At 64.9% G+C, this 26,431-nt stretch carries 16 protein-coding genes and 1 pseudogene; 3 read left to right on the top strand and 14 right to left on the bottom strand.

The window, feature by feature from the left end; all coding sequences use genetic code 11:
- Positions 1 to 12: 12 nt before the first annotated feature.
- From CWO91_RS14710 to CWO91_RS14695, 4 genes are read right to left on the bottom strand one after another with little or no spacing between them, the layout of a single operon-like run.
- Positions 13 to 3,117 (bottom strand): efflux RND transporter permease subunit, encoded by a 3,105-nt coding sequence (locus CWO91_RS14710; RefSeq protein ID WP_130214079.1) that lies wholly within the window; start codon positions 3,115 to 3,117, stop codon positions 13 to 15.
- Complete coding sequence (locus tag CWO91_RS14705; protein WP_130214078.1) at positions 3,117 to 6,266, bottom strand: efflux RND transporter permease subunit; 3,150 nt, start codon at positions 6,264 to 6,266, stop codon at positions 3,117 to 3,119. The genes CWO91_RS14710 and CWO91_RS14705 overlap by 1 nt, the downstream gene beginning before the upstream one ends.
- A gap of 39 nt (positions 6,267 to 6,305) precedes the next feature.
- Entirely contained in the window at positions 6,306 to 7,697 is a 1,392-nt protein-coding gene (locus CWO91_RS14700) for an efflux RND transporter periplasmic adaptor subunit (protein WP_130214077.1), read from the bottom strand.
- On the bottom strand, positions 7,687 to 9,171 hold the full coding sequence (locus CWO91_RS14695) for an efflux transporter outer membrane subunit (protein WP_130214076.1): 1,485 nt from the start codon (positions 9,169 to 9,171) through the stop codon (positions 7,687 to 7,689). Before CWO91_RS14695 ends, CWO91_RS14700 begins: the two co-directional genes overlap by 11 nt.
- 741 nt (positions 9,172 to 9,912) lie before the next feature.
- On the opposite strand from CWO91_RS14695, the gene CWO91_RS14690 reads away from it, so the two are divergent.
- Positions 9,913 to 10,947, top strand: coding sequence for a cysteine synthase A (locus CWO91_RS14690; protein ID WP_130214075.1), 1,035 nt, complete (start codon positions 9,913 to 9,915; stop codon positions 10,945 to 10,947).
- A gap of 61 nt (positions 10,948 to 11,008) precedes the next feature.
- On the opposite strand, the gene CWO91_RS14685 is transcribed toward CWO91_RS14690, so the two are convergent.
- The 6 genes from CWO91_RS14685 to CWO91_RS14660 all read right to left on the bottom strand — a co-directional run bounded on the left by CWO91_RS14685 (position 11,009) and on the right by CWO91_RS14660 (position 20,207).
- Positions 11,009 to 13,252 (bottom strand): tetratricopeptide repeat protein, encoded by a 2,244-nt coding sequence (locus CWO91_RS14685; RefSeq protein WP_245471252.1) that lies wholly within the window; start codon positions 13,250 to 13,252, stop codon positions 11,009 to 11,011.
- Between the two features lie 101 nt (positions 13,253 to 13,353).
- Complete coding sequence (locus CWO91_RS14680; protein WP_165405460.1) at positions 13,354 to 15,594, bottom strand: tetratricopeptide repeat protein; 2,241 nt, start codon at positions 15,592 to 15,594, stop codon at positions 13,354 to 13,356.
- Between the two features lie 99 nt (positions 15,595 to 15,693).
- Positions 15,694 to 16,431: an amino acid ABC transporter ATP-binding protein gene (locus CWO91_RS14675; RefSeq protein WP_091894905.1), complete on the bottom strand. Its 738-nt coding sequence runs from the start codon at positions 16,429 to 16,431 to the stop codon at positions 15,694 to 15,696.
- A gap of 11 nt (positions 16,432 to 16,442) precedes the next feature.
- The gene (locus tag CWO91_RS14670) at positions 16,443 to 17,963 is read right to left on the bottom strand and encodes an amino acid ABC transporter permease (protein ID WP_130214073.1); all 1,521 of its coding nucleotides are present in this window, start codon (positions 17,961 to 17,963) and stop codon (positions 16,443 to 16,445) included.
- Positions 17,960 to 19,165 (bottom strand): amino acid ABC transporter permease, encoded by a 1,206-nt coding sequence (locus CWO91_RS14665; RefSeq protein WP_130214072.1) that lies wholly within the window; start codon positions 19,163 to 19,165, stop codon positions 17,960 to 17,962. The genes CWO91_RS14670 and CWO91_RS14665 overlap by 4 nt, the downstream gene beginning before the upstream one ends.
- 25 nt (positions 19,166 to 19,190) lie before the next feature.
- Complete coding sequence (locus CWO91_RS14660) at positions 19,191 to 20,207, bottom strand: amino acid ABC transporter substrate-binding protein (RefSeq protein WP_091894838.1); 1,017 nt, start codon at positions 20,205 to 20,207, stop codon at positions 19,191 to 19,193.
- A 396-nt stretch (positions 20,208 to 20,603) separates the two neighbouring features.
- On the opposite strand from CWO91_RS14660, the gene metC reads away from it, so the two are divergent.
- The gene (gene metC, locus CWO91_RS14655) at positions 20,604 to 21,788 is read left to right on the top strand and encodes a cystathionine beta-lyase (protein WP_130214071.1); all 1,185 of its coding nucleotides are present in this window, start codon (positions 20,604 to 20,606) and stop codon (positions 21,786 to 21,788) included.
- A gap of 175 nt (positions 21,789 to 21,963) precedes the next feature.
- Positions 21,964 to 23,655: a Na/Pi cotransporter family protein gene (locus CWO91_RS14650; protein WP_130214070.1), complete on the top strand. Its 1,692-nt coding sequence runs from the start codon at positions 21,964 to 21,966 to the stop codon at positions 23,653 to 23,655.
- A 9-nt stretch (positions 23,656 to 23,664) separates the two neighbouring features.
- On the opposite strand, the gene CWO91_RS14645 is transcribed toward CWO91_RS14650, so the two are convergent.
- From CWO91_RS14645 to CWO91_RS14630, 4 genes and pseudogenes are all read right to left on the bottom strand, one after another.
- Positions 23,665 to 24,003 carry a lipid-A-disaccharide synthase N-terminal domain-containing protein gene (locus CWO91_RS14645; RefSeq protein WP_091894846.1) on the bottom strand — a complete coding sequence of 113 codons (339 nt, stop codon included), beginning with the start codon at positions 24,001 to 24,003 and terminating at the stop codon, positions 23,665 to 23,667.
- Positions 24,000 to 24,737: a glycosyltransferase family 2 protein gene (locus tag CWO91_RS14640; protein WP_130214069.1), complete on the bottom strand. Its 738-nt coding sequence runs from the start codon at positions 24,735 to 24,737 to the stop codon at positions 24,000 to 24,002. Before CWO91_RS14640 ends, CWO91_RS14645 begins: the two co-directional genes overlap by 4 nt.
- Before the next feature lie 64 nt (positions 24,738 to 24,801).
- On the bottom strand, positions 24,802 to 25,647 hold the full coding sequence (locus CWO91_RS14635) for a phosphatase PAP2 family protein (RefSeq protein WP_130214068.1): 846 nt from the start codon (positions 25,645 to 25,647) through the stop codon (positions 24,802 to 24,804).
- Positions 25,648 to 26,431 (bottom strand): annotated as a pseudogene (locus tag CWO91_RS14630) (glycosyl transferase); the annotation flags it as partial. It abuts the gene before it with no gap.

Below are 26,431 nucleotides of genomic sequence, written 5' to 3'. Positions count from 1 at the left end.
CGCTTCAACAACCTATTCCGCCGGCGTGGCCAGCGGGCGCGGCGCGGTTCGCCGCCGCAGACGGTCGATCAGAAGGTAGATCACCGGCGTCGTGTAGAGCGTCAGGATCTGCGAGACGAACAGGCCGCCGATGATGGTGATGCCGAGCGGACGCCGCAGTTCCGTGCCGGGGCCGGTCGCGACCACCAGCGGAATGCCGGCGAACAGCGCCGCCATCGTCGTCATCAGGATCGGGCGGAAGCGCGCCTGGCAGGCCTCGAAGATCGCCTCCGCCGAGGACAGCCCGCGCTGGCGCTCGGCATCGAGCGCGAAGTCCACCATCATGATGCCGTTCTTCTTGACGATGCCGATCAGCAGGATGATGCCGACGAAGGCGATCACCGTCAGCGGCGTATTGGTCAATTGAAGCGCAAGCAGCGCGCCGAGGCCGGCCGAAGGCAGCGTCGAGATGATCGTGAGCGGATGGGCGAGGCTCTCATAAAGCACGCCGAGCACGATATACATCGCGACCAGCGCGCCGAGGATCAAGAGTGGCTGGCGGCCGCTGGTCTTGGCGAAATCGCCGGCATTGCCGTCAAAGCTGCCGCGGATGCCTTCCGGCATGTGCAATTCCTCGACCGCACGCTGGATGTTTTGCGTCGCGGCCTGGAGCGGCACGTCGGGCAAGAGGTTGAACGACACAGTCGTCGAGGGGAACGACTGCGAGTGATAGACCGCGAGCGCAGCGAGCCCACGCGTTGCATGGACCACGGCGGACAGCGGTACCTGCGCGTCGCCCGCGCCGGCGACATAGATGCGATCGAGGTTGGAGGGATCGACCTGGAATTTCGGGTCGATCTCCAGCACGGTCATGTACTGGTTGCGCTGGGTGTAAATAATTCCGATCTGCCGCTGCGCGAAAGCGTTGTTCAGCGCATTGTCGATGTCCTGCACCCTCACGCCGAGCGCCGAGGCCTTCTGGCGGTCGATCGACAAGGTCAGCTGAAGCCCGCCGGGATCGCGATCGCTGGAAATGTCGGTGATGCCTTCGACGCTCTCCATGCGTTTGGCCACGATCGGCGCCCATTTCTGCAGCAGGCCGAGATCGGTGCTGGTCAGCGTGTACTGGTAGTCGGAATCGCTCTGTCGCCCGCCGGCGCGCACGTCCTGGGCGGCGAACATGAAGAGGCGGATGCCGGGCACGGGATACAATGCGCGCCTGAGACGGTCGATCACGACCTGCGTCGAGATGTGGTCGCGCTCCTCCGGCGGCTTCAGGCTGATGAACATGGTGCCGCGGTTCGAGGTCGCCGCTCCGGGGCCCCCGCCGCTGCCGACGGTCGAGCCGATGCCGGCGACGGCCGGATCCTGCATCACGATCTCGGCGAGCCGCTGCTGCAGGCCGAGCATCGACTGAAACGAGATGTCGGCCGAGGCGCGCGTCGCCCCGATCACGAAGCCGGAATCGTCGGTCGGGAAATAGCCTTTGGGAACCTTGATGTAGAGCGTCACCGTGAGGCCGATGGTGGCGAAGAACACCAGCAGCGTCAGCAGCGGGAATTCCAGCACGGTGCGCAGGGTGCGGGTGTAGAAGGCGACGATCCGTGACAGCGAGCCCTCGATCAGGCGATCGAACAAAGTCGCGGTGCCGGACGTGGTTTGCCGGATGTAGTGGGCGCAGATCATCGGCGTGACCGTGAGCGACACCAGCGTCGAGATCAGGATCGCGAAGGTCAGCGTCAACGAGAATTCGCGGAGCAGCCGGCCGACGATGCCGTCCATGAAGATCAGCGGCGTGAACGCCGCGATCAGCGACAGGCTGATCGAGACCACGGTGAAGCCGATCTGCTTCGCGCCCTCCTGCGCCGCTCGGAACGGCCGCATGCCGTGCTCGAGATTGCGGAACATGTTCTCGATCATGACGATGGCGTCGTCGACCACGAAGCCGACGGAGATCGCCAGCGCCATCAGCGACAGATTGTCGATCGAAAAGCCCGCAATCCACATGCCGGCACAGGTACCGGCCAAGGCCAGCGGCACCGAGATGCCCGCCGCGATCGTCGGCGTCAGCCGCCGCAGGAACACGAACACCACGATCATGACGAGGAACGCGGTCGCCAGCAAGGTCCATTGCATGTCCAGGACACTGGCGCGGATCGTGCCGGTGCGATCGACCAGGGTGGATATCTCGACGCCGGCCGGGATCCACTGTTTCAATGCCGGGATCAACGCCTTCACGCGATCCACGGTATCGATCACGTTGGCATCGCCCTGCTTGGTGATCTGGATCAGCACCGCCGGCTGCTTGTTGAACCAGGCGATCGAGCGGGCGTTGCGGACGGAATCCTCGATATCGGCGACGTCGGAGAGCCGCACGAAATTGCCGTTCGAGCTTTTGATGACGATGTCGCGAAACTCTTTCGCCGTGCGCATCTGTCGATTGAGCGCCAGAGTCTCGCTCTGGCGCTCGCCGTTGAAGATGCCGACGGGACCAAGCGGATTGGCATTGATGATCGCGGTCCTGACGTCGTCGGTGGCGATGCCTGCGTTCGACAGCGCGACTGGATTGAGCTGTACCCGCACGGCCGGCTGATCGGCGCCGGAGACCGTGACGTCGCCGACGCCAGGCACTTGCGAGATGCGCTGGGCGATGACCGTATCGGCGACGTCGTAGATCGCGCTGGCCGACAGCGTCTTCGAGGTCAGCGCCAGCACGAAGACGGGCGCGCCGGCGGTGTTGGCTTTGCGGAAGCGTGGCAGTGTCGGTAGGTCGCTCGGCAGATCGATGAGCGAGGCGTTGATGGCCGCCTGCACGTCGCGGGCGGCCTTGTCGATGTTGCGGCCGATGTCGAACTGGAGCTGGATGTTGGTCGTGCCGAGCGAGCTCGTGGACGTGATCTGGTTGATGCCGGCGATCTCCCCGAGCCGCCGCTCCAGTGGCGAGGCCACCGTTGCGGCCATCACGGACGGATCGGCGCCGGGGCGGCTGGCCGAGACGAAGATGGCGGGAAAGTCGACATTCGGGACCGAGGCAACCGGGAGGAACTCGTAGGCGACGACACCCAGCAGGAACAACCCGATCGACAGCAGCGTGGTCGCAACCGGGCGGCGGATGAAGGGCTCCGAGATCGATGCCATCACTGCATCCCCTCGGTCGCGCCCGCGACCGGCGGGCCGCCGGATTCGGCCGGCGGCAGCGCCTGTTCGAGGCGGCGGTTGATGCGATCGAGTGCAAGATAGATCACGGGCGTGGTGTAGAGCGTGAGCAACTGGCTCAGCAGCAGGCCGCCGATGATGGAGATGCCAAGCGGGAAGCGCAGCTCGGCGCCGGTGCCGCTCTCGATCGCCAGCGGCAATGCGCCGAACAGGGCCGCCAGTGTCGTCATCATGATCGGGCGGAAGCGCAAGAGACAAGCCTGCACGATCGCCTCGTTCGGCGACATCCCCTGCCCGCGCTCGGCCTCGAGCGCGAAGTCGATCATCATGATCGCGTTCTTCTTGACGATACCCATCAGCAGGATGATGCCGATCAGGCCGATCACCGAGAGATCCTGCCCGCACAGGACCAGGGCCAGGATGGCGCCGACGCCGGCCGAGGGCAGCGTCGACAGGATCGTGATCGGGTGGATGTAGCTCTCATAGAGCACACCCAGCACGATGTAGATCGTGATCACGGCGGCGAGCAGCAGCCAGGGCTGGCCGGCGAGCGCCTTGGCGAATTCGGCGGCATCGCCGGCATAGACGCCGACGATGCTGTTGGGCATGCCGATGCGGGTTTCGATCGTCTTGACCGCCTCGACGGCATCGCCGAGCGCCGCGCCGGGCGCGAGGTTGAAGCTGAGGGACACGGAGGGGAATTGCGCCTGGTGCGAAATCGCAAGCGGCGCCGTGGTGCGCTTCAGCGTCGCCACGGCCGACAGCGGCACCTGGGCACTCGGCGCGCCGACGATGCTGCTCGCGGCGCCCGGCAGATAGAGCTTCGACAGGATCGAGGGATCGCGCTGGTACATCGGCAGCGCCTCCAGCACGACGCGGTACTGGTTGGCCTGGCCGTAGATGGTCGAGATCTGCCGCTGCGCGAAGGCGTCGTTCAGCGTGTCGGTAATTCCTTGCAGACTCACGCCGAGCTGTCCGGCGCGGGTACGGTCGACATCGAGCTGTGCCCGCAGCCCGCCTTCCTGCGCCTCCGAAGAGACGTCGCGGAACAGCGGGTCACGCCGCATCTCCGCCACCAGCTTGCCGGCCCATTCCGAGACCAGCGTCGCATCGGTGCCGGTCAGCGTGTACTGATATTGCGAGCGGCTCGACTGGGTCGAGATCTGCACGTCCTGCACCGGCTGGAAATAAACGGTCATGCCGGGGATGCCTGATACCCTCTCCTTCAGGCGGATCACGACGGCCGCGACATCGTCACGCCGTTCGCCGCGCGGTCTCAAGGTCATGACGAGGCGCCCGACATTGGTGGTCGGGTTCACCGAGCCGGCGCCGATGACTGAGACCACGCCGACGACGTCGGGGTCGGCCTTGATGGCAGCGGCCGCCTCGGCCTGCCGCTTCTGCATCTCCGCGAACGACACGTCGGGTCCAGCTTCCGTCACGGCCGTGATCGAGGCGGTGTCCTGAAGCGGCAGGAAGCCTTTTGGCGCGACGACATAGAGGACGAGGGTCGCAACCAGCGTGGCGAAGGTTACGACCAGCGTGGCGCGCTGACGCTCAAGCACCCACAAAAGCGTCCGGTGATAGAACTCGACGGTGCGGTCGATGAAGCGGCTGATCGCGGCCAATCCCGGCACCGCCAGCTCCTCATGGGCGTGCTTGAGCAGCCGCGAGCACATCATCGGCGTCAGCGTGAGCGAGACCACCGCCGAGGTCACGACCGCGATGGTCAGCGTCAACGCGAATTCGCGGAACATGCGCCCGACGAGGCCCGACATGAACAAGAGCGGGATGAAAACCGCGATCAGCGACACCGTCAGCGAGATCACGGTGAAGCCGATTTCGCTCGCGCCCGTGAGCGAGGCTTCCATCGCACTCTCGCCATTCTCCATGTGGCGGACGATGTTCTCGATCATGACGATGGCGTCGTCGACGACGAAGCCGGTGCCGATCGTGAGCGCCATCAGCGACAGATTGTCGAGGCTGAAGCCGGCAAAATACATGATGCCGAAGCTCGTGATCAGCGACAACGGCAGGGCCACGCCGGCGATCAGCGTGGCGCGCAGCGAACGCAGGAACAACAGCACCACCAGGGTCACCAGCACGACGCTCAGGATCAGCGTGAACTGGACGTCATGGACCGAGGCACGGATGGTGACGGTGCGGTCGGAGACGATGGTGAGGTTCACGCCGGCCGGAATCGCGCGCTGAACCTTGGGAATTTCCGCGCGGATCTGGCTGACGACGTCGATGACGTTGGCGCCGGGCTGGCGCTGGATGTCAATGATGACGGCCGGCGTGCCCTGGTACCAGCCGCCGGTGCGGTCGTTCTCCAGACCATCGACGATCTGGGCGACGTCGGCGATGGTGACGGGCGAGCCGTTGCGGTAGGCGATGATAACAGGCTTGTAGGCGTCCGCGGCGGCGATCTGGTCATTGGCCGCGATGATGTACGATTGCTGCGCGCCGTCGAGCGAACCTTTCGGCCCCGAGACGTTGGCATTGGCGATCGCGGTGCGCAGGTCCTCCATGGCGATGCCGTAGGCGGCCAGCCGCGCCAGGTCGGCCTGGATGCGCACGGCCGGCTTCAGCCCGCCGAGCACCGAGACCCGTCCGACGCCGGAGATCTGGCTCAAGCGTTGCGCCAGAATGGTGTCGGCGATATCGCTCATCGCGCGCAGCGAGATCGTGTCCGACCGCAGCGCCAGCGTCATCACCGGCGCGTCCGCCGGATTCACCTTGGCGTAAGTCGGCGGATAAGGCAGCGTCTTGGGCAGTACGCCGGCCGCCGCGTTGATCGCGGCCTGCACGTCCTGGGTCGCGCCGTCGATGTCGCGGTTGAGGTCGAACTGGAGCGAGATCTGGCTGACGCCGAACGAGCTCGTCGAATTCATCGCCGACAGCGACGGGATCTGGCCGAGCTGCCGCTCCAGCGGCGCGGTGATCAGCGAGGCGATCACGTCGGGGCTCGCACCCGGAAGCTGCGTCGTCACCTGCACGGTCGGGAAATCGACCTGCGGCAGCGCCGAGACCGGCAGCGCGAAGTAGCCGAGCGCGCCGCCGATCAGCAGCGCGATGCCGAGCAGCGAGGTTGCGATCGGTCGTCGGATGAAGGGTTCGGAGACACCCATGGGTTACACGCCTGCCGCTTCAGGCGGCTGTTGTCGGGATCATGGCTGCTTGGCTCCACTTCCCGATGCCCCCGGCCCCGGTGCCGGTCCGGTCTGTCCCTTCTGGTCGCCCTCGCTGCTCTTGCGCTTGGCGCGGAACTCGCCGTCCTTGCCTTGCCCATCCTTCTGGCCTTCTTTGGCGCCATCCTTCTTCTGAGCGTCCGGTCCGCGCGAGCGCTTGCGCGGGGCAAGATCGGCCGAGGGGGTCTGGTCGTCGCGGCCGACGGTCACCTTGGAGCCGTCGGACAAATTGGCAAAACCCGTGGTGACGACCCTGTCGCTCGGCGACAGCCCGCTGGCGATGACCGCGTCATGCTCGTTCTGCTGCGTCACCGTCACGGGCTTGGCCGAGACGATGTTGTCCTCGCCGATGACATAGCTGAACGTGCCAATCGGGCCGCGCTGCACCGCAGAGGTCGGCACCACCAGCGCCTGCGTCAAGGTCTCGACTTTGAGACGGACATTGACGAACTGGCCCGGCCAGAGCTGGTAACTGGCGTTGGGGAATTCGGCCTTGAGCTTGAGCGTGCCGGTGGTCTGGTCGACCTGGTTGTCGATGCCGGTGAGCTTGCCGGTATCGATCACCGTGATGCCGTCATTGCCGAACACGTCGACGGCGAGCGCCCCCTTCGCCGCCGCGGCGTTGACCCGCATGATCTGCTGCTGTGGCAGGCTGAACCACACCGCGATAGGCTGCAACTGCGTGATGACGACGAGGCCGGTGGTGTCGGAGGCGTGGATGATGTTGCCCTGGTCGACCTGGCGCAGGCCGACGCGGCCCGAGAGCGGCGCCACGATCTTGGTGTAGCTCAGCGTCGCCGCGGCATTGTCGATCGCGGCCTGATCCGCCTTTATCAGCGCCTCGGTCTGCGCCACCAGGGCCCGCTGCGTGTCGGCCTGCTGCTTCGAGCCGGCATTGGTGGCGGCGAGCTGCTCGTAGCGCGCAAGGTCAATGCGCTGGTTGGCGAGCTGGGCTTGGTCCTGCGCCTTCTTGGCCACAGCCTGATCGTACTGCGCCTGATAAATCGCCGGATCGATCTCGCCGAGCACGTCGCCCTTCTTGACGTCCTGACCTTCGGTGAAATTGACCGCGATCAGCTTGCCATCCACCTGCGAGCGCACGGTCACGGTATTGAGCGCTCGGATCGCACCGACGCCGTCGAGATAAACCGGCACGTCCTGGACGCGCGGGCTCGCCGCCAGCACGGGCACCGGCAGATCGGGCCGCTGGTTGCGGTTATTCGCCTGCTGCTGATGCGTGACGGTCCAGCCGAGATAACCAAGGCCGCCGAGGATCGCGAGCGTGATCAGGGTCATGACCAGGCCGCGGCCGCGCGATTTTTTCGCCGTCCCCTCCTTCGCGCCTTGCTTCGCCTCCGGCTTAAAGAGCATTGACCGGTTTCTCCATCCTCGGCTCCCAACCACCGCCGAGCGCCTGGTACAGGCTGACGATGGCGAGAAGCCGTGCGAGTTGGGCCTGCGATAGCGCGTCTTCCGCCTGGAACAGGGTCAGTTGGGTGTTGAGCACGGTCACGATGTCGGCAGTGCCGGCGCGCAATTGCTGCTCGGAGAGATCGAAGGCGCGGCGCGAGGCGGTGACGACATCGCGCTGCAATTGCAGCTTGATCGTGGTCTGCTTGATCGAGAACAGCGCGTTGTCGACATCGGCAAAGGCCTGGACGATGGTCTTGCGGTAGGTCTGGAGCAGTTCGTCCTGCCGCGCCTTGGCAAGTTCGAAATTGCCGAGGATCCTGCCGCCGTCGAAGATCGGCTGCGTGGCGCTGCCGACGAGCTGGAAGAAAGCGGCATGCGGCTGGAACAGCGAGACCAGCGCCGAGCTCTGATAGCCGCCATTGCCGGTCAGCTGGATCGTCGGAAAGAACTGCGCGCGGGCATTGCCGATGTTCGCGGTGGCCGAGGCGAGCTGCGCCTCCTGCCGGCGGATGTCCGGCCGCTGCGTCAGGATCTCGGACGGCAGGCCGGGCGTGACGCGCGGGATCGCGATCCGGTCCAGCGAGCCGCCGAGCACGCGCACGCTCTCCGGCGGGCGCGATACCAACACAGCCAGCGCGTTGATGTTCTGGTCGAGCGTCTGGCGCAGCGGCGGCACCAAGGCCTTCTGGTTCGCGACCACGCTCTCCTGCTGGGCGACGTCAAGATCGCTTCCGGTACCGGCCTTACGCCGCTCCTTGACCGCATCGAGGATGCGTTGCGCGCTCGCGATGTTGCGCTGAGAGGTCCTGATGCGGTCCTGCGAGGCCAGCACCTGGAAATAGGCATTGGCGACGGCCGCCAGCGTCGTCAGCGCGACCGTGTCGCGATCGAAGCGGTTGGCGTTCGCCGTCTCCTCGGCCGTTTGCAGCGCATCGCGGTTCTGGCCCCAGAAGTCGAGCTGGTAGCTCGCGCTCAGCGAGGCCGAATAGTTGACGACCTCGCGTCCGCCGATGGACAGGCCCGAGGCGCTCGAGCCCGAGGTACGTGAATAGGTTTCCGATCCGGCCGTGGACAGGCTCGGCAGCAGCGCCGCGCCCGCCTGCCGCGCCTGGGCGTCGGCCTGGACGATGCGCGCGACCGCAGCGGCGATGTCGAGGTTGACGGTCTGCGCCTCCTGCATCAGCTGCGTCAGCTCCGCGGAGCGGAAACCGCGCCACCAATCCAGCGGCGGCGGCGCATCCCCTTTGCCGGCGTATTTGTACTGCGTGGGAACATCGAGCGCGGGATCGGGAAGATCCTGCGTCAGCACGCAAGCGCCCGAACTGGCCGCGAGGCACAGCGCCGCAAGCCAGCGCGCCGCGTGCCGCGTCCTGGACGCAGACCCCGGAGACCGCCGCATGGCGATCGCAGGAACAACTTGTGTCACATCCACCCCCCGCCGGGCAGATCGAGCCGCCACCGCGAAGCCGGATTAACCGATTCGCGGCGGCGCAGTCGGGGGGCGTTGGACAACTCGTTCACAGCTGTGATGCTTTCTGCGGAACCTGAGACCATATTAGCCGGGCGCGGAACTGCGGGACAGTCCCGCAGGTGCGAGAGGCGCGCCGGAACAGACGGACGTGGAGACCGCGCAAATGCAAGATGTCCCTGTCTTGCAGCGGCTTCTTGCATTTCAACGCCGCGCTGACACGCGCTCAAGCTTACTAAGATTTCATGTGATATTGCCGCAACACCGGCGCGGCTCGATCCTGTCGCACGGCTTATCAGCACCCACGCGACTTCCGCTCGGTCTTAAGGTCCGGCCGGACCACTCTCACGAGATCGTCAATTGCCGAACACGAACGCGCCCCCGCTCACGCAGATATGCCTTCAGCCTCCAGGCGCCTTCCACCCATCTCGGCATCGAGACGTGCCGCCGAAGGCGAAGATTGTCGCGAGGACCGCCCACGACGATCGATATCTTCCGTGCTCCGACGAAGATCGCCCATATTCTCCCACCGATATCCCGCCTCGCGGCCCGCAGATCATCGCCGGGTCTGTGCTCTCATAAATATCCCTGCCGCGGCGGAGGCTTCGACCGGTTTCGCCGCAGCGCAAAAGCCTTCCCCTTTTGCCTTGCAAGCACTAGGTTCTGGCCAAGCTGATCAACCCTTTGCCAGTGATTTCCCCCGATATGACCATCAAGAATGACGTTGTCGAAGCCATCGGCAACACCCCGCTCATCAAGCTCAAGCGCGCCTCGGAATTGACCGGCTGCACCATCCTGGGCAAGGCCGAGTTCATGAATCCCGGCCAGTCGGTGAAGGACCGGGCCGGCAAATGGATGATCCTGGAGGCTGAGAAGCGCGGCGAGCTGAAGCCCGGTGGTCTCGTGGTCGAAGCAACCGCCGGCAACACCGGCATCGGGCTTGCGGTCGTTGCGAGCGCGCGCGGCTACCGCACGCTGATCGTGATCCCGGAGACGCAGAGCCAGGAGAAGAAGGATTTCTTGAAGCTGTGCGGCGCCGAGCTGATCGAGGTGCCGGCCCTGCCCTATGCCAATCCCAACAGCTACCAGCATGTCGGCCGGCGCCTCGCCGATGAGCTGCGCAAGACCGAACCCAATGGCGTGCTCTTCGCCGACCAGTGGAACAACCTCGACAATGCCAAGGCGCATTACGAATCCACAGGACCCGAGATCTGGGAGCAGACCGGCGGCAAGGTCGACGGCTTCGTCTGCTCGGTCGGCAGCGGCGGCACGCTCGCCGGCGTCAGCCGCTATCTCAAAGAGAAGAACAAGAACATCCGCATCGCCTGCGCCGATCCGCACGGCGCCGGCATGTACGAATATTTCAGGACCGGCGATCCCAAGGCGACGCCCGGCGGTTCGATCACCGAAGGCATCGGCCTCAACCGCGCGACCGCGATCGTCGAGACGGCCAAGGTCGATGACGCCTATCTCATTCCCGACGCCGAAGCCGTCAGCGCGATCTACGAGCTGCTCCAGCACGAAGGCCTGTGCCTCGGCGGCTCGACCGGCATCAATATCGTCGGCGCGATACGCCTTGCGAAGCAACTCGGGCCCGGCAAGACGATCGTCACCGTGCTCTGCGATTCCGGCAGCCGCTATCAGTCGAAGCTGTTCAACGCGGACTTCATGCGCGCCAAGAACCTTCCCGTGCCCGAGTGGCTGGAGAAGCGCAGCAACATCAAGCCGCCGTTCGTCTGACTGCCGTAAGATTCCTCACGTCCGGAAAGCGCGCGCCCAAGGGGCCTGCGCTGCCGGCTGTTTACGCGACCTCGCCGCCTCTTGAGGCTGGAGCACAATAGTCGTGCCAGAACTGGCGATAGCCGGCCTCGACCCTGCGCGTGTAGATCTCGACATTGCCGGCCGGCGAAGCTGCGATCCGAGCCGGCAACTCCGCGCGCAACTTCGCCAGATGTGCAGGCTGCGCCGCATATTTGCACGCGATTGCGGCGTAGCCCTCGTCGTCCTCGGCGACCCAGTCGTTGAGCCCGACGGCAGCCACGATGGCGCCACCGGCGCGCGACGAGGCGCCGTTGCCGAGCTTGGCGACGACCGGAACGCCCGCATAGAGGGATTCCCAGGTGCTGACGCCGCCGTTTTGCGGGAACGTATCGAGGGAGATGTCGACCTGCGCGAAGGCTAACAGGTGCTCGTGGCGTGGGGTCGAGCCCATGCAGATGACGTTCTCTTCGGCGATGCCCTGCGCCACGAACCGCGCGATCAGACTGTCGCGCAGCAAGGAATCATCGAGCAAAGTATGCTTGATGATGATCTTCGATCCGGTCACCTCGCGCATCACTTTCGCCCACACTTGGATCGCCTGGCCCGAGATCTTGTAGATGCGGTTGAACACACCGAAGGTGACATAGCCGTTGCGGAGCATGGGAAGCTCCGAAGGCGGCACATCCAGAATGGGATCGGTCGTGATCAGGCACGGCAGATCGTGAACCTTTTCGGCGAGCAGATGGCGCGCCGATTGCGGAATGAAGACCGGGTCAGCGAGCACGTAGTCCATGGTCTGAAGGCCCGTACCGGTCGCGTGCCCGAAGCCCGTGACCTGGATGGGAGCCGGCCTGCGGGCGAATACAGGGAGCCTGTTGCCGGTCGAATGCCCGGACACGTCGATCAGGATATCGACCTTGTCGGCCTGGATACGATCGGCCAGCTCGTCGTCCGAAAGCTGCCAAGCGTCGACCCAGACGTCCGCCAACGACTTGAATTCGGCCGTCATCTCGTCTCGCAACGGCGAGCACGAATAGCAGACGATCTCGAATTTGGTGTGATCATGATGGCGCAGCACCGGCAGCAGGCCAAACGCCGCCGAATGGTACCAGAACTCGGCAGCGACATAGCCGATCACGATCCGCCGCTCAGGATCGAGCTGCGGGGGTGAGAGCTTCCGTTGCGGCAACCTGGCGCCGATCGCCTCCCACCAATATTTTCGCGCGGCCTGCTGGACCGCGAAATCGGCGTCGGAAAGAAAGTCCAGAAAGTGGATCTTCCGCGCGATCAGGTCCGCATGGTCCGGCGCGATTGCCAGCGCGGCGTCGAGATGTTCGATCGCGGCTGCGATCTCTCCCTGGTTTGCAAAACAGGCGCTCAGCAGCGTCATCGCGATCGCGGAGCGCGGATTTTCCTCGAGCAAGGTCTTGACGGCCGCAATCGCCTGCGCCGTGTTCCCCATAGCAAGCGCGACCTGCGCGTTTCCCTGCAAGGCCACTTCGAGCCTGGGCGAAAGCGCCAGCGCTGCATCAAAATCCGCTGCCGCCCGCTCTGAGCGCGACAGCTCGAGATGGAGCCGTCCGCGGTGTGCCAGGGCCTTCGCCGAATTGGGCCTGATCGTCAGCGCCGCGCCGAGTGCGGCTTCCGCCTCATCGTAGTGCTTGAGCTCGATACTGACCACACCTTTGCCGACGAGCGCTTCCACGTGCCGCGCCTGAAACACCAACGCGCGCTCGAAGCTTTGCTTGGCGCGGTCAAACTGGCGCAGCGTCAGTTCAGCCAAGCCACGATTGCAAAGCGCATCGGCATGGTCCGGCTTCAGGCGAATGGCGCGGTCGTACGCTTCGATCGCCTCTTCGGGCAGGTTCAGATGCAACAGGGTATTACCGAGGCTGGTCAGGGCCTGCGGAAAATTCGGCTTCAGCGCGATCGCCTTCTCCTGACATGCGCGGGCGGCCTCAAATCGCCCGAGACCGGAGTGCACGGTCGCGAGATTGTTATGGGCTTCGTGCGAACGCGGATCGATCGCGATCGCGCGCTCGAGCAGCGGTTGCGCTTCCACCAGACGGCCACCATGATGCATGCACAGGCCAAGCAGATGCGTGGCATCGAAATGATCGGGAACGGCTTGCAGGACCTGACGGCAGAGCGCCTCGGTCTCCGCATATCGTCCCTGGCCATGGGCGCTCGCCGCGACGGAGATGATGGCGTCCGCCTGCTTCTTCAATTTCTTCTGCAATCGCGCGTTCTGGAACGCGCGCGCGCCGGCGCCGCTGCTCTGCAAGGTGTCTCTCCGGAGGATGGCCCGGAGCGAGTCTAACTGATTCGTGGCCGAAGCCGCCCCGTCAGCTGGACCAGTAACGCCCCGGGGCGCAACCGACTTGCCTACGCCACCTCGCCGCATTCCGAGGCAGCGGCACAATAATCGCGCCAGAACTGGCGGTAACCCGCCTCGAGCTCACGCGTGTAGATCTCGACATTGCCGGCGGGCGAGGCTGCAATCTGCGCCGGCAGCTCCGCGCGCAACTTCGCGAGATGATCGGGCTGCGTCGCAAATTTGCGAGCGATCTCGATATAGCCCTCGTCATCCTCGGCGACCCAGTCGCCGAGGCCGACGGCGGCCACGATGGAGGCGCCGGCACGCGACGACGCCCCGTTGCCGAGCTTGGCCACCACCGGAACACCCTTGTAGAGCGATTCCCAGGTGCTGATGCCGCCATTTTGCGGGAACGTATCGAGGGAAATGTCGACCTTGGCAAAAGCCGCCAGATGGTCGTTGCGCGAGGTGGTGCCCAGGCAGGTGATGTTCTCCTCGGCAACGCCCTGCGCCACGAAGCGCGCGACTAGGCTATCGCGCAGCAATTGGTCATCGAGCAAACCATGCTTGAGGATGATCTTCGATCCCGGCAGCTCTCGCATCAAGCGCGACCACACACGGATCGCATCGTCCGATATCTTGTAGATGCGGTTGAACACGCCGAAGGTGACGTAGCCGTTGCGGAGCATCGGCAGCTCGGAAGGCGCCAGATCCGAGACGGGCTCCATCGTGATCAGGCACGGCAGATCGTGGATTTTTTCGGCAAACAAATGCCGAACCGATGGCGGAATGAAAATGGGATCCGCGAGCACATAGTCCATGGTCTGCATGCCCGTGCCCGTCGCGTGTCCGAAGCCCGTGGCCTGGATGGGGGCCGGCTTCCGCGCGAAGACCTGCAGCCTGTTACCCGTCGTGTGGCCCGAAACGTCGATGAGGATGTCGACATTGTCGGCCTGAATGCGATCGGCGAGTTCGTCGTCCGACAGCTGCCAGGCGTCGACCCAGACGTCCGCCATTTGCTTGAACTTGGCGGTGTACTCGTCCTCTCCCGGCCAAGAGTAGTAGCAGATGATTTCAAATCTGGCGTGATCATGATGGCGCAGCACCGGCAGCAGGGTGAGCCCGGCCGAGTGTTGCCGGAATTCGGCAGCAACATAGCTGACCACGATCCGCTTTTCCGGATCAAGCGGCCGCTTCGGCAGCTCCCTTCGCGGCAGCTTGGAGCCGATCAAGTCCCACCAGTCTCGTCGGACCGCCTGCTGGACCACGAAATCGGCCTCGGCGCGATAGTCCTGCAAGAAGATCTTGCCCCTGATCGCATCCCCATAGTCCGGTCGGATCGCCAGCGCACGATCGAGATATTCGATCGCGGAGTCCATGTCGCCCTGGTTCGAATAAGCGAAGCCCATCAGCGCCAACCCCATCTCGGAGCGCGGATTTCGCTCGATCAAGGTCGTCGCGGCCGCCATCGCCTGCGCGGTCTTTCCCATGACGAGGCAGGCCTGCGCCTTGCCCCGGAGCGCCAGTTCGAGCTTGGGCGAAATTGCAAGCGCCGCCTCGAAATCCGCAAGCGCGGGCTCCAGGCGCTGCAGCTCGTAACTGAGGCGCCCGCGTTGGGCCAGGATCCTCGGCGCGCCGGGCTTGATCGCGAGCGCCATGGCAAACTTGGCTGCCGCCTCCTCGTGGTGCCGCAGCTCCATGCTGACCATGCCGCTGCCGACGATGGCCTCGGCGTGACGCGGCTGAAACAGCAGGGCGCGATCGAAACTTTCCTTGGCGCGAGTGACTTGTCCCAGCAAGATCTCGACCATGCCGCGATTGCAGAACGCATCGGCATAATCCGGCTTCAACTTGATGGCGCGTTCGTGCAGCTCGAGCGCCTGTCCGTACAGCCCTAAATGCATCAGCGTATTGCCGAGGTTGGTCAGCGCCACCGCGAAATTCGGCTTCAGCGCGATGGCCCTCTCCTGACACCGCCGCGCCTCTTCGTAGTTACCAAGGTCGAAATGCACGGTGGCGAGATTGTTATGGGCATCGTGCAGGCGCGGATCGAGCTCGATCACGCGCTCAAGCAATTGTTGCGCCTCCTCCAGGCGCCGGCCGTCATGCGCGCACATGCCGAACAGGTGCATGGCGTCGACATGATCCGGAATTGCTTTCAGGATCTCACGGCAGAGCGCCTCGGTCTCGGCAAATCTGCCCTGGCCATACGCGGCGGCCGCGGCGGCGAGGATGGCATCCGCCTGCTTCATCAATTTCTTCTGCAATCGCGCGTTCTGGAATGCGCGCGCGCCGCCGCTGCTCTGCAAGGTGTCTCTCCGGAGGATTGCCCGGAAAGAGTCTAACTGATTCGCGGCCGGGGCCGGCCGATCAGCTGGAGCGGGGACGCCCCCGGGATTTCCCGGGGCTCAGCGCAGGATCTGGCTCAGGAAAAGCTTGGTGCGGGCGTGCTGCGGGGCGGCGAAGAACTCTTTCGGCGTGTTGGCCTCGATGATCTGGCCGGCGTCCATGAACACGACGCGGTTGGCGACCTCGCGGGCAAAGCCCATCTCGTGGGTGACGACCAGCATGGTCATGCCCTCCTCGGCGAGATCGACCATGGTGTCGAGCACCTCCTTGACCATTTCGGGGTCGAGCGCCGAGGTCGGCTCGTCGAACAGCATCACTTTAGGGTTCATGGTCAGCGCACGGGCGATCGCGACGCGCTGCTGCTGCCCGCCGGACATCTGGCCGGGAAACTTGTTGGCCTGGTGCGGGATCTTGACCCGCTCCAGGAATTTCATGGCGGCCTCCTCGGCATCCTTCTTGGGGATGTTGCGCACCCAGATCGGCGCCAGCGTGCAATTATCGAGGACCGTGAGATGCGGGAACAGATTGAAGCTCTGAAACACCATGCCGACTTCGCGTCGCACCGCATCGATATGCTTGAGGTTCGGCCCGAGCTCGATGCCGTCGACGACGATCTCGCCCTCCTGGAATTCCTCCAGCGCGTTGATGCAGCGGATCAGCGTCGACTTGCCCGAGCCCGACGGCCCGCAGATCACGATGCGCTCGCCCTTATGGACCTCCAAGTCGATGTCGCGCAGGACGTGAAAGTCGCCGTACCATTTGTTGAGGCCGGAAATCTTGACGATGGGGTCGGACATGGTGAGCTCCATCAGTTGCGGCGGTGAGCGTTGAGGCGGTGCTCGACGAACAGCGAGTAGCGCGACATTCCAAAGCAGAAGATGAAATAGATGACGCCGGCAAAGGCAAATCCGGTGAACGCGGTCGACGGCGTCGACCATTTCGGATCCGAGAACGAGGCGCGGAGCGAGCCGAGAAGATCGAACAGCGCCACGATCGAGACCAGCGAGGTGTCCTTGAACAGCGAGATGAAGCTGTTGACGAGGTTCGGAATGACGTGGCGCAGCGCCTGCGGCAACACGATCAGCGAGGTCGTCTTCCACCAGGATAGCCCCAGGGCCGCGGCCGCCTCGCCCTGCCCGCGCGGAATCGCGGCCAAGCCGCCGCGGACGTTCTCGGCCTGATAGGCGCCCGTGAACAGCGCAATCCCGATCAGGGCGCGCACGAGGCCATCGACGGTGAAATTGCCGGGCAGGAACAAAGGCAGCATATAGGTTGCGAAGAACAGCACGGTGATCAGCGGCACGCCGCGCCAGAACTCGATGAAGGCGATCGAAAAAATCCGGATCAGCGGAATGGTGGAACGGCGGCCGAGCGCCAGCGCGACACCGATCGGCAGCGAGGTGACGATGCCGGTGACGGAGACCACCAGCGTCACCACAAGGCCACCCCAGAGATTGGTTGCCACAACCGGCAATCCCCCACGGTCGAGGCCCATCAGCTTGATGACGATCGCGATGCCAATGAAGGTGGCGATGCTGGATGCCAGTGCCCGCCCCCCGGTGCGAATGCCGCCGCCAAGAACGAAGGCGATCAGGCAGACAATCGCGGCCGTGATGGCGAAATCGGCCCAGACCGGCTGCCCCGTCTCCTGGATATGATCGAGCAGCCAGGTGAGCGGAAAGATCAGCCAGGAGATCGCTGTGCCGACCAGCACGATGAGGCTCCCGACGGCCCACAGCAGCGGTGCGATGGCGGACGTCTTGCTGAGATTGAGCAGCGCCTGCCCGGCACCGATGATGCTCTCGTCGAACAGTTGCAGCAGGCCGGCGGTCCAGCTCAGGCCAAATCCCTTGATGCCGCCGCCGTGCAACAGGAAGAATGCCACCACCGGAAGGGCGATGAAGAACAGGCTGGCATTCAGCCCCTTCGCGGGCAGCCTGGGAATGAGCATCGGCGCCAGCAGGACCACCGCCAAGACGAACGTGAGATTGACCCGCCAGCGCTCGGCCTCGGGATAGAAGCCGTAGATCAGTTGCGGAAGCTTGGCCTGGATGTAGGGCCAGCAGGCGCCGACCGCAAAACCGGCGTTCTCGGCAAGGCAAGCCGTGCGATCCTTGCCGGTCCAGACCGCATCGACCATCAGGAACTTGACGGAGGGAACGATGGTGAACCAGAGCAGCAAGGCGCCCACGATCGTGAGCAGGATGTTGGTCGGCGAGTTGAACAGGCGGGTGCGCATCACGCCGATGAAGCCCGTGGTCTTGACCGGCGCGGGACGCTCGGCGACCAGGTCCCGACGGACGAAGGCGGACGTCGCAATATCGCTCATGCGCCGAGGCTCCGGCTGACGCGCCAACCGTAGACGCTCATGATCGCGCTGGTGACGAGGGAGATCAGGAGGTAGACGCCCATCGTCATGGCGATGATCTCGATCGCCTGCCCGGTCTGGCTCAGCGAGGTGCCGGCGAATACCGACACCAGGTCAGGATAGCCGATCGCGACTGCCAGCGAGGAATTTTTCGTGAGGTTGAGATATTGGTTGGTCAGCGGCGGCACGATGACGCGCATGGCCTGCGGCACGACGATCAGCCGGAGCGTGGTGCCGCGGCTCAGGCCCAGCGAGGACCCCGCCTCCATCTGCCCCTTGTGGACGGACAGGATGCCGGCGCGCACGATCTCGGCGATGAAAGCGGCGGTATAGGTCGATAGCGCCAAGGTCAGCGCCACGAATTCCGGGATGATTCGTGAGCCGCCGGCGAAATTGAACCCTTTGAGCTGCGGCAGCTCGAAGGTGAAAGGCAAACCGAACGCCAAGATGGTGGCGAGCGGCAGCCCGAACAGCAGACCCAGCACATAGGGCCAGATCCGGATCATCCGCCCCTCCTGAAACAGCGCGCGCCGCGCATAGATGCGCAAGGCCAGCGCCGCGACGATGCCGAGCGCCAGCATCGCCAGGAACGGCTCGAAGCCGCTCTCGCCGATCGGGCTGGGAACGACGAGGCCCCGGTTGCTGAGGAAGGCAATGCCGAGCAGCGAAATGCTCTGCCGCGGATTGGGCAACGCCGCCAGCACCGCGAGGTACCAGAACAGGATCTGGAACAGCAGCGGCAGGTTGCGGATGATCTCGACATAGATCTCGCCGACGCGCGACAAGAGCCAGTTCGGCGACAGCCGGCACAGCGCGACGATGAAGCCGATCACGGTGGCGAAGACGATGCCGACCACCGAGACCACGAGCGTATTCAGGAGCCCGACCACGAACACGCGCAGGAAGGTGTCCGAGCCGGTGTAGGGGATCAGGGTCTGATTGACGTCGAAGCCGGCATTGTTGCGGAGGAAGCCGAAGCCGGCGGCGATGTGCTGGTTTTCGAGGTTGGCGCGGGCGTTGGAGACGATCTCGTAGCCGATCCAGCCCAGGATCGCCGCGAAGGCAAACTGGACGGCAATGCCGTTCCAGCCTGCCTTGCCGCCCAGCACGCGCCTGATCTTCAGCGCGATCTGGGGCGGCGGTTTACGGGCCTCGGTGCTCATCGCCGCGAGCTGCGGATCAGGGTGATCAGCGGATCGGCGGCGCGTACTGGAGACCGCCCTTGTTCCAGAGATTGTTGAGACCGCGGTTGATGGCCAGCGGCGAGCCCGAGCCGACGTTGCGGTCGAACACCTCGCCATAATTGCCGACCGCCTTCACGATCCGTACCACCCAGTCCTTGGTCAGGCCGAGCTGTTCGCCGAAATTACCGTCGCTGCCGAGCACTCGCTTCAGCTCCGGGCTTTCCAGCTTCGCCTTCTCGTCGACGTTCTTCGAGGTCACGCCGAGCTCTTCAGCCGTGATCATCGCAAACAGCGTCCATTTCACGATGTCGAACCACTGGTCGTCGCCGTGGCGCACCATCGGCCCGAGCGGCTCCTTCGAGATGATTTCGGGGAGCACCATGTGGTCGTTGGGATTGGCGAGCTTGAGGCGATTGGCGTACAGGCCCGACTGGTCGGTGGTGAAGACGTCGCAGCGGCCGGCTTCATAGGCCTTGACCGTTTCGTCGTTGGTGCCGAACGCGATCACCTCGTACTTCATGTTGTTGGCCTTGAAGTAGTCGGCGAGATTTTGCTCGGTGGTGGTGCCGGTCTGCACGCAGACCGATGCGCTGTTGAGCTCGAGCGCCGAATTCACCTTGAGCGACTTCTTCACCATGAAGCCCTGCCCGTCATAATAGGTCACGCCGGTGAAGTTGGCGCCGAGCGAGGTGTCGCGCGAGATGGTCCAGGTGGTGTTGCGCGAGAGCACGTCGATCTCGCCGGATTGCAGCGCCGTGAAGCGGTCCTTGGCGGACAGCGGCACGTATTTGACCTTGGTCGGATCGTTGAAGATCGCCCCGGCGATGGCGCGGCAGACGTCGACGTCAAGCCCGGTCCAGTTGCCCTTGTCGTCGGGCGATGAGAAGCCCGGCAGACCCTGGCTGACGCCGCAGGACAGCATGCCGCGGTCCTTGACGGTCTTGAGCGTTTGCGCATCGGCGGCCTGCGCGGTGAGGCCGGCGGCGAGAGCCAGAGTGAGAGCCAGGGTTACGCGTTTCATGGGCTTTGGGCCTTTCAAAATCGTCTCAAGGTCGGGAACGTTGTCTTTGGGGTCATCTCTGCCAGGGCTAATCGTACCAAGGCTAGCCTTGCAAGACTCATGCTCGAAAACCTAGCCGAACACCCACCGATCCCGGGAGGCCATACCTTCATCCCCGCCGAAAGGCGCCCGCCGTGATGGCTGTGGCGCAAAGTCCGGTCAGGCGATGGATCGAAGGTCGCGGCAGGCCCCTCAACATGCGGCGACTGAATAGCACCTGCGCATCACAGAACGACTGGCGTGCCGGGTCAAGGGGTTGACGGGACTCTTCTGTGTTCTGTTATTAACGACAGCGGCCTTTCGGTCAGCCCGCGGGCGCGACGCGCCCGCCGGAAACGCGGTTTTGAAAGCAGACGCATGGATTCCTCGCACCCCTCCCAGCAGCATGCCGAGACCCGGCTGGTCACCTCCGGCCGCGACACCAAGGCGCAGAAGGGGTTCGTCAATCCGCCGGTATTTCACGGCTCGACCGTGCTCTATCCGACCGCCGAGGACCTGCACGCCCATCGCGGCGAGTTCACGTATGGCCGCCACGGTTCCCCCACCACGAAGGCCTTCCAGGAGACGCTGATGGCGCTGGAGGGGCCGCAATGCGCCGGCGTCGGCATCGTGCCGTCGGGACTGTCGGCGATCTCGACCACCCTGCTCTCGGTGCTGAAGGCCGGCGACCATCTCCTGGTCTGCGACAACGTCTATCGGCCCTCGCGCAATTTCTGCAACGGCATGCTCACCCGCTATGGCATCGAGACCACCTATTTCGATCCGCTGATCGGCGACGGCATCGATAAGCTGTTCAAGCCCAACACCCGTGCCGTCCTGGTGGAGGCGCCAGGCTCGCAGTCGTTCGAGATGCCCGACATCCGCGCCATCGCCGGGGTCGCCCATGGTCGCGGCGCGCTCGTCATCGACGACAACACCTGGGCGACGCCGCTCTATCACCGCTCCCTCGAACAGGGCGTCGACATCAGCATGCAGGCGGCCACCAAATATATCGGCGGTCATTCCGACATCATGTTCGGCACTATCTCGGCCAACGCCAAGGCTTGGCCGATGGTCGCCGAAGGCATCCGCCTGCTCGGCGTCTGTGCCGGCCCCGACGACGTCTTCCTGGCACTGCGCGGCCTGCGCACGCTGTCGGTGCGGCTGGCGCAGCATCATCGTTCGGGGCTCGACATGGCGCGCTGGCTCGCCGCCAGACCCGAAGTCGCGCGCGTGCTGCATCCGGCACTGGAAACCGATCCCGGCCATGCGATCTGGAAGCGTGACTTCACCGGCGCGTCCGGCCTGTTCAGCATCGTGCTGAAGCCGGCGCCGCAGAAGGCGGTCGACACCATGCTCGACACGCTCAAGCTGTTCGGCATGGGCTTCTCCTGGGGCGGCTTCGAGAGCCTCGTGATTCCCTTCGACTGCGACAGCTACCGTACCGCGACCAAATGGGCGCCGGGCGGTCCGACTCTGCGTCTGCACATCGGGCTCGAGAGCGTCGACGACCTCAAGGCCGATCTCGTTCGCGGCTTCGCTGCTCTCAAGGCGGCAATGTGAGCCTGCTCACAGGGCATCGTGCCCGAGCACGCGGCAGCGCGCCGGCGGACGCGCAATCGCGCGCCGCGGGAACGTGCACGCGCCGTAAACGTTAACGGCGACGCGCCAACAAATGATTTGATCCGGTGCCGTTTGGCGCTAGCCTCACCAGTCGACTCCAATCCGGACATGGAGCATGGGAACGTTGGTTCTGCTCGATCTCATGGGCGGCGTTGCGCTGTTGTTGTGGGGCCTGCACATGGTCCACAGCGGGATCTTGCGCGCCTTCGGTCCCGACCTGCGGCGTCTGCTCGGCAAGGCGCTGAGTAACCGCCTTAGCGCCTTCGCCGCCGGCATCGGGCTCACTGCCCTGCTCCAGAGCAGCACGGCGACCGCGCTGATCACCAGCTCGTTCGCCGCCGAGGGTCTCGTCAGCCTCGCCGCCGCGCTCGCCATCATGCTCGGGGCCAATGTCGGCACGACGCTGATCGTGCAGGTGCTGTCGTTCAACATCGCAGCCGTTGCGCCGGTGCTGTTCGTGCTCGGGCTCGTCGCCTTCCGCTCAGGCCCGCGATCGCGGATCAAGGACATCGGCCGTGTCTGCATCGGCCTCGGCCTGATGCTGCTCTCGCTGCACATTCTGCTCGACACGCTGGCGCCGGCGGAGAACGCGCCCGGCGTCCGCGTCGTGATGTCGGCCATAACAGGCGATCCCATTCTGTGCATCGTCATCGCGGCTCTCGTCACCTGGGCGGTGCATTCGAGCGTCGCCGGCGTCCTGTTGATCATGTCGCTGGCCTATTCGCAGTTCGTGACGCCTTACGCGGCCCTCGCGCTGGTGCTCGGGGCCAATCTCGGCAGCGCCATCAATCCCGTGTTCGAGGGCGCCAGGCGCGACGACCCCGCGAGCTACCGCCTGCCGGTCGGCAATCTCGTCAACCGCGTGATCGGGATTGCCCTGGTCCTGCCCTTCCTGGGCGTGATCGCCGAGCACCTGCACACCTGGCAGCCCGATCTTGCCCGGATGACAGCGGCCTTCCACATCGCCTTCAACGTCGGCACCGCCGTCCTCTTCATCGGTCTACTCGATATCATGTCGCGCCTGTTGACCCGGCTGCTGCCGGATCGCGTCAAGGAGGCCGATCCGGCCCGCCCGCGCTATCTCGACGAGACCGCGCTGGAGACGCCGTCACTGGCGCTCGCCGACGCCGCCCGCGAGACCTTGCGCATGGGCGACCTCGTCGAGGTCATGCTGCGCAAGGTGATGGCCGCGATGATGACCGGCGACCGTGCGCTGGTCGACCAGGTCTCTAAGACGGACAATCTCGTCGACGGTCTCGACGAGGCCATCAAGCTCTACGTGACGAAACTCATGCGGGGCAGCCTCGACGAGAGCGAAGGACGGCGCGCGATGGAGATCATCTCCTTCGCCATCAACCTCGAGCATATCGGCGATATCATCGACAAGAGCCTGAGCGAGCTCGCCACCAAGAAGATCAAGCGGCGCTTCCAGTTCTCGGCCGAGGGGGCCGAGGAGCTCGCCGCTTTCCACAAGCGCACGATGGATTCGCTGCGGATCGCCTTCGGCGTCTTCATGTCGGGCGACGCCAATGAGGCGCGCAAGCTGCTGGTGGAGAAGACGGCGCTCCGCAACACCGAGCTTGCCGCCGTCGAGCGCCATCTGGATCGGCTGCGCGAGGGCCGCCCCGAGACCATCGAGACCACGTCGCTGCATCTGGATGTGCTGCGCGATCTGCGCCGCATCCACTCACATATCTGCTCGGTCGCCTACTCCGTGCTGGACGCGGCCGGCGAACCCTATCGCCGGCACGAGGCCGATCAAGCCGCCCTGCCCGCGTCAGGCGCGGCGTCGGCGCTGCCGCGCTAGCGCCTCCGCTCAGCGGTCCAGCGTCTTCGAGGCGCTGCCGCGGTTCTTCACGATCAGCATGATGTTGCGGATATAGATGATGGTCGCGAGCGCCTGTCCGAGGATGATGACCGGCTCGCGCTTCACGACGCCGTAGACCAGCGTCATCAGCCCGCCGCCCATGGAGCAGAACCAGAACGCCATCGGCACCACGCTGTTGCCGGCGCGTTCGCTCGCGATCCACTGCACCAGGAAGCGCGCGGTGAAGAACAATTGCGCGACGAGGCCGAACGCGAGCCAGAAATCGAATTTGGCGACGAAGACGTCGTAGAGATAGTTGCTCAGCGCCTGACCGTATTGGATGATCATGCGTTCACCTCGGTCACATCTGGCGTCGTCTTCTTGCGGCGGATCAGCCACCACACGCCGGCGAGATCCATGATGCCGATCCACAGCCGGTCGAAGAAGCCGTAATTCGACACGCCGGAACGGCGCGGCCGGTCGATCACGTCGACATAGGCAATGTCGTAGCCTTCGCGGCGGACCAGCGCCGGCAGGAAGCGATGCAGGCCGTCGAAATAGGGCAGCATCAGGAAGACGTCGCGCCGGAACGCCTTCAGGCCGCAGCCAGTGTCGCGCGTGCCATCCTTCAGGATCGCGTTGCGAACGCCGTTCGCCACGCGCGACTGAAACTTCTTGAAGCCGGTGTCCTTGCGCCCGATCCGCTGGCCGGCGGCGAGCCCGACGCGCCCCGCTCCCTTGTCGACCGCCGCGATCAGGTCCGGCAGGAACGCCGGATTGTTCTGGCCGTCGCCGTCGAGCGTGGCGACGATCACCCCGCGCGCCGCACGCACGCCGCTGCGCACGGCTGCCGATTGGCCGCCCGATCTCGCATGGCGGAGCTGACGCAGATTGCCCCGCTGCTTCATGATGCCGGCAAGCCGCTCGCCGGTCGCATCCGTCGAGCCGTCGTTGACGTAGATGATCTCATAGGCCCAGCGGCCATCGAGCGCCGCCGTGATCTCCTCGATCAAGGGCGCGATGTTGTCGGCTTCGTTGCGCACGGGAACGACGATGGAAACCGATGGCTGGGACGTCGACAAATCAAGGCTCGTGGTTGGAATTGGCCTGCCTCCAAGGAACCGGCATCCCGGCAGGCAGCCGCTTTTATGGGGCGGATGCCCCGTGGGCAACCCTTTTGAGACGGCTCGATACCGCCCCTGGAAGGGGCACGATCGTGCCGTCGGCGCGGATGGCAAAGCCCAGCCTTCGAGCCGCGAACCAATAGCGGACGGCCAAGGCGCCGACCGTGCCGACCATGGCGCCGGCCACGACGTCGCTCGGGTGATGCGCGAGCAGCACCAAGCGCGTCAAGAGGATCACGATTGCGTAAGTGAACATGAACACGCGCAGGCGCGGCCACAATGCTGACACTGCAAACGCCAAGGCGAACGCTGCCACTGCATGGCCCGACGGCAGGCTGGCGTAAGCCCCCGTCCCCTCGAACGGAATGAAGTTGAACGGATTGGCCTGTCCGCCGACGAACGGACGTCCGCGTCCGATGAGATATTTCAGGATCTCGGCGACGAATGCTGAGACGGCAACAGACAGAAACATGAATTGCAGCCGCGTGCCGAAGCCGAGGAGCAGCGCGCGGCGGGTTCCATGAAGCCCTGCCGCAACGAATGCCAGAGCCACAAGCGCAGCCCCCAGCACCGACAGCACATACTCGTCCTTGCCGAAATCGGTGAGGATGCGGATTGGCCACAGGCTTGGCGTGCCGCGAGCCGGCATCAGCTGGATCTCGGGCAGATCGAACGCGACCATCAGCACGATGATCAGGGCTGCGCCCGCTGCACTGATCCAGAGCGAATGCCGCGCCAGCCTCCGTGCGGCCTCGGCGCGGCGCGAATGCGAGGGCGTGCGCACGAGCTGCGCCAGCGCATGCCAGGACACGGCGAGCAATTGCGCGGGATAGCCTGCAGGCGGCCCAATGTCGTTCGGGGCCCGCATCTATTCGGTGCCTTCCGAGCGGAAGATCGAGATCGCGATCGCGCGCCCTTGCGAGAAATTATAGCCCTCGATGCGCGTACCGACCTTGTAGCGCAGCCCGATCGCCTCGGCGCGCTGCACGAAGCTACGCTCCGAGCGTTGCTCGATCAGCGCGAAGCGACAGCTGCCCTGCCGCAGGAAATCGGCCGCGCCCGAGCCGTCGGTGAGCAGCGTCTGCGTGCCCGTCAGGAAGACGAGGCTCGGCTCGTGATAGCCGGCAGCAGCCGCCTTCGGTCCGACGCAGGCGACGTTGCGAAGCGCGCGCGCGATCTCGATGCTCGGAAACAGCGGGGTCAGCGACGGCAGCACGATGCCGTAGACCGTCACCGCCAGCATCAGCGCGGCGACCAGCGCGTTGAGCAACGAGCGCTCGGCGCGATTGTTGTCGTAGAGCCACCAGGCGAACAGGCCGAAGATCAGCGACGCCGCGATGAACGGCCAGGCGACGAAGGCCGGCTGGCGCGTCAGCATCACCGCGCCGACCACCGCGATGATCGAGGCGGCCGCGGGGATCGCGAACCACCAGGCCGAGCCGCGCATCAGCCAGGACCGCGACAGCACACGCCGCTCCACTGCCCCCGCGGTGAGGATCGCGATCGCGGGGTACAGCGGCAGCACATAGTGCGGCAGCTTGGTCAGCACGGCCTCGAACACGATCCAGGACGGGACCAGCCAGGCCAGCAGGAATTGCGCGCCGGGCTCGCGCCGCGCTCGCCAGACTGCGGGCGCCGCCATGGCCGCGAGC

The sequence above is a fragment of the Bradyrhizobium genosp. SA-3 genome, from assembly GCF_004212635.1.
Taxonomy (GTDB): domain Bacteria; phylum Pseudomonadota; class Alphaproteobacteria; order Rhizobiales; family Xanthobacteraceae; genus Bradyrhizobium.
Note: the sequence above shows the minus strand (reverse complement) of the source record. Positions and strands in the feature narration are given on the sequence as shown.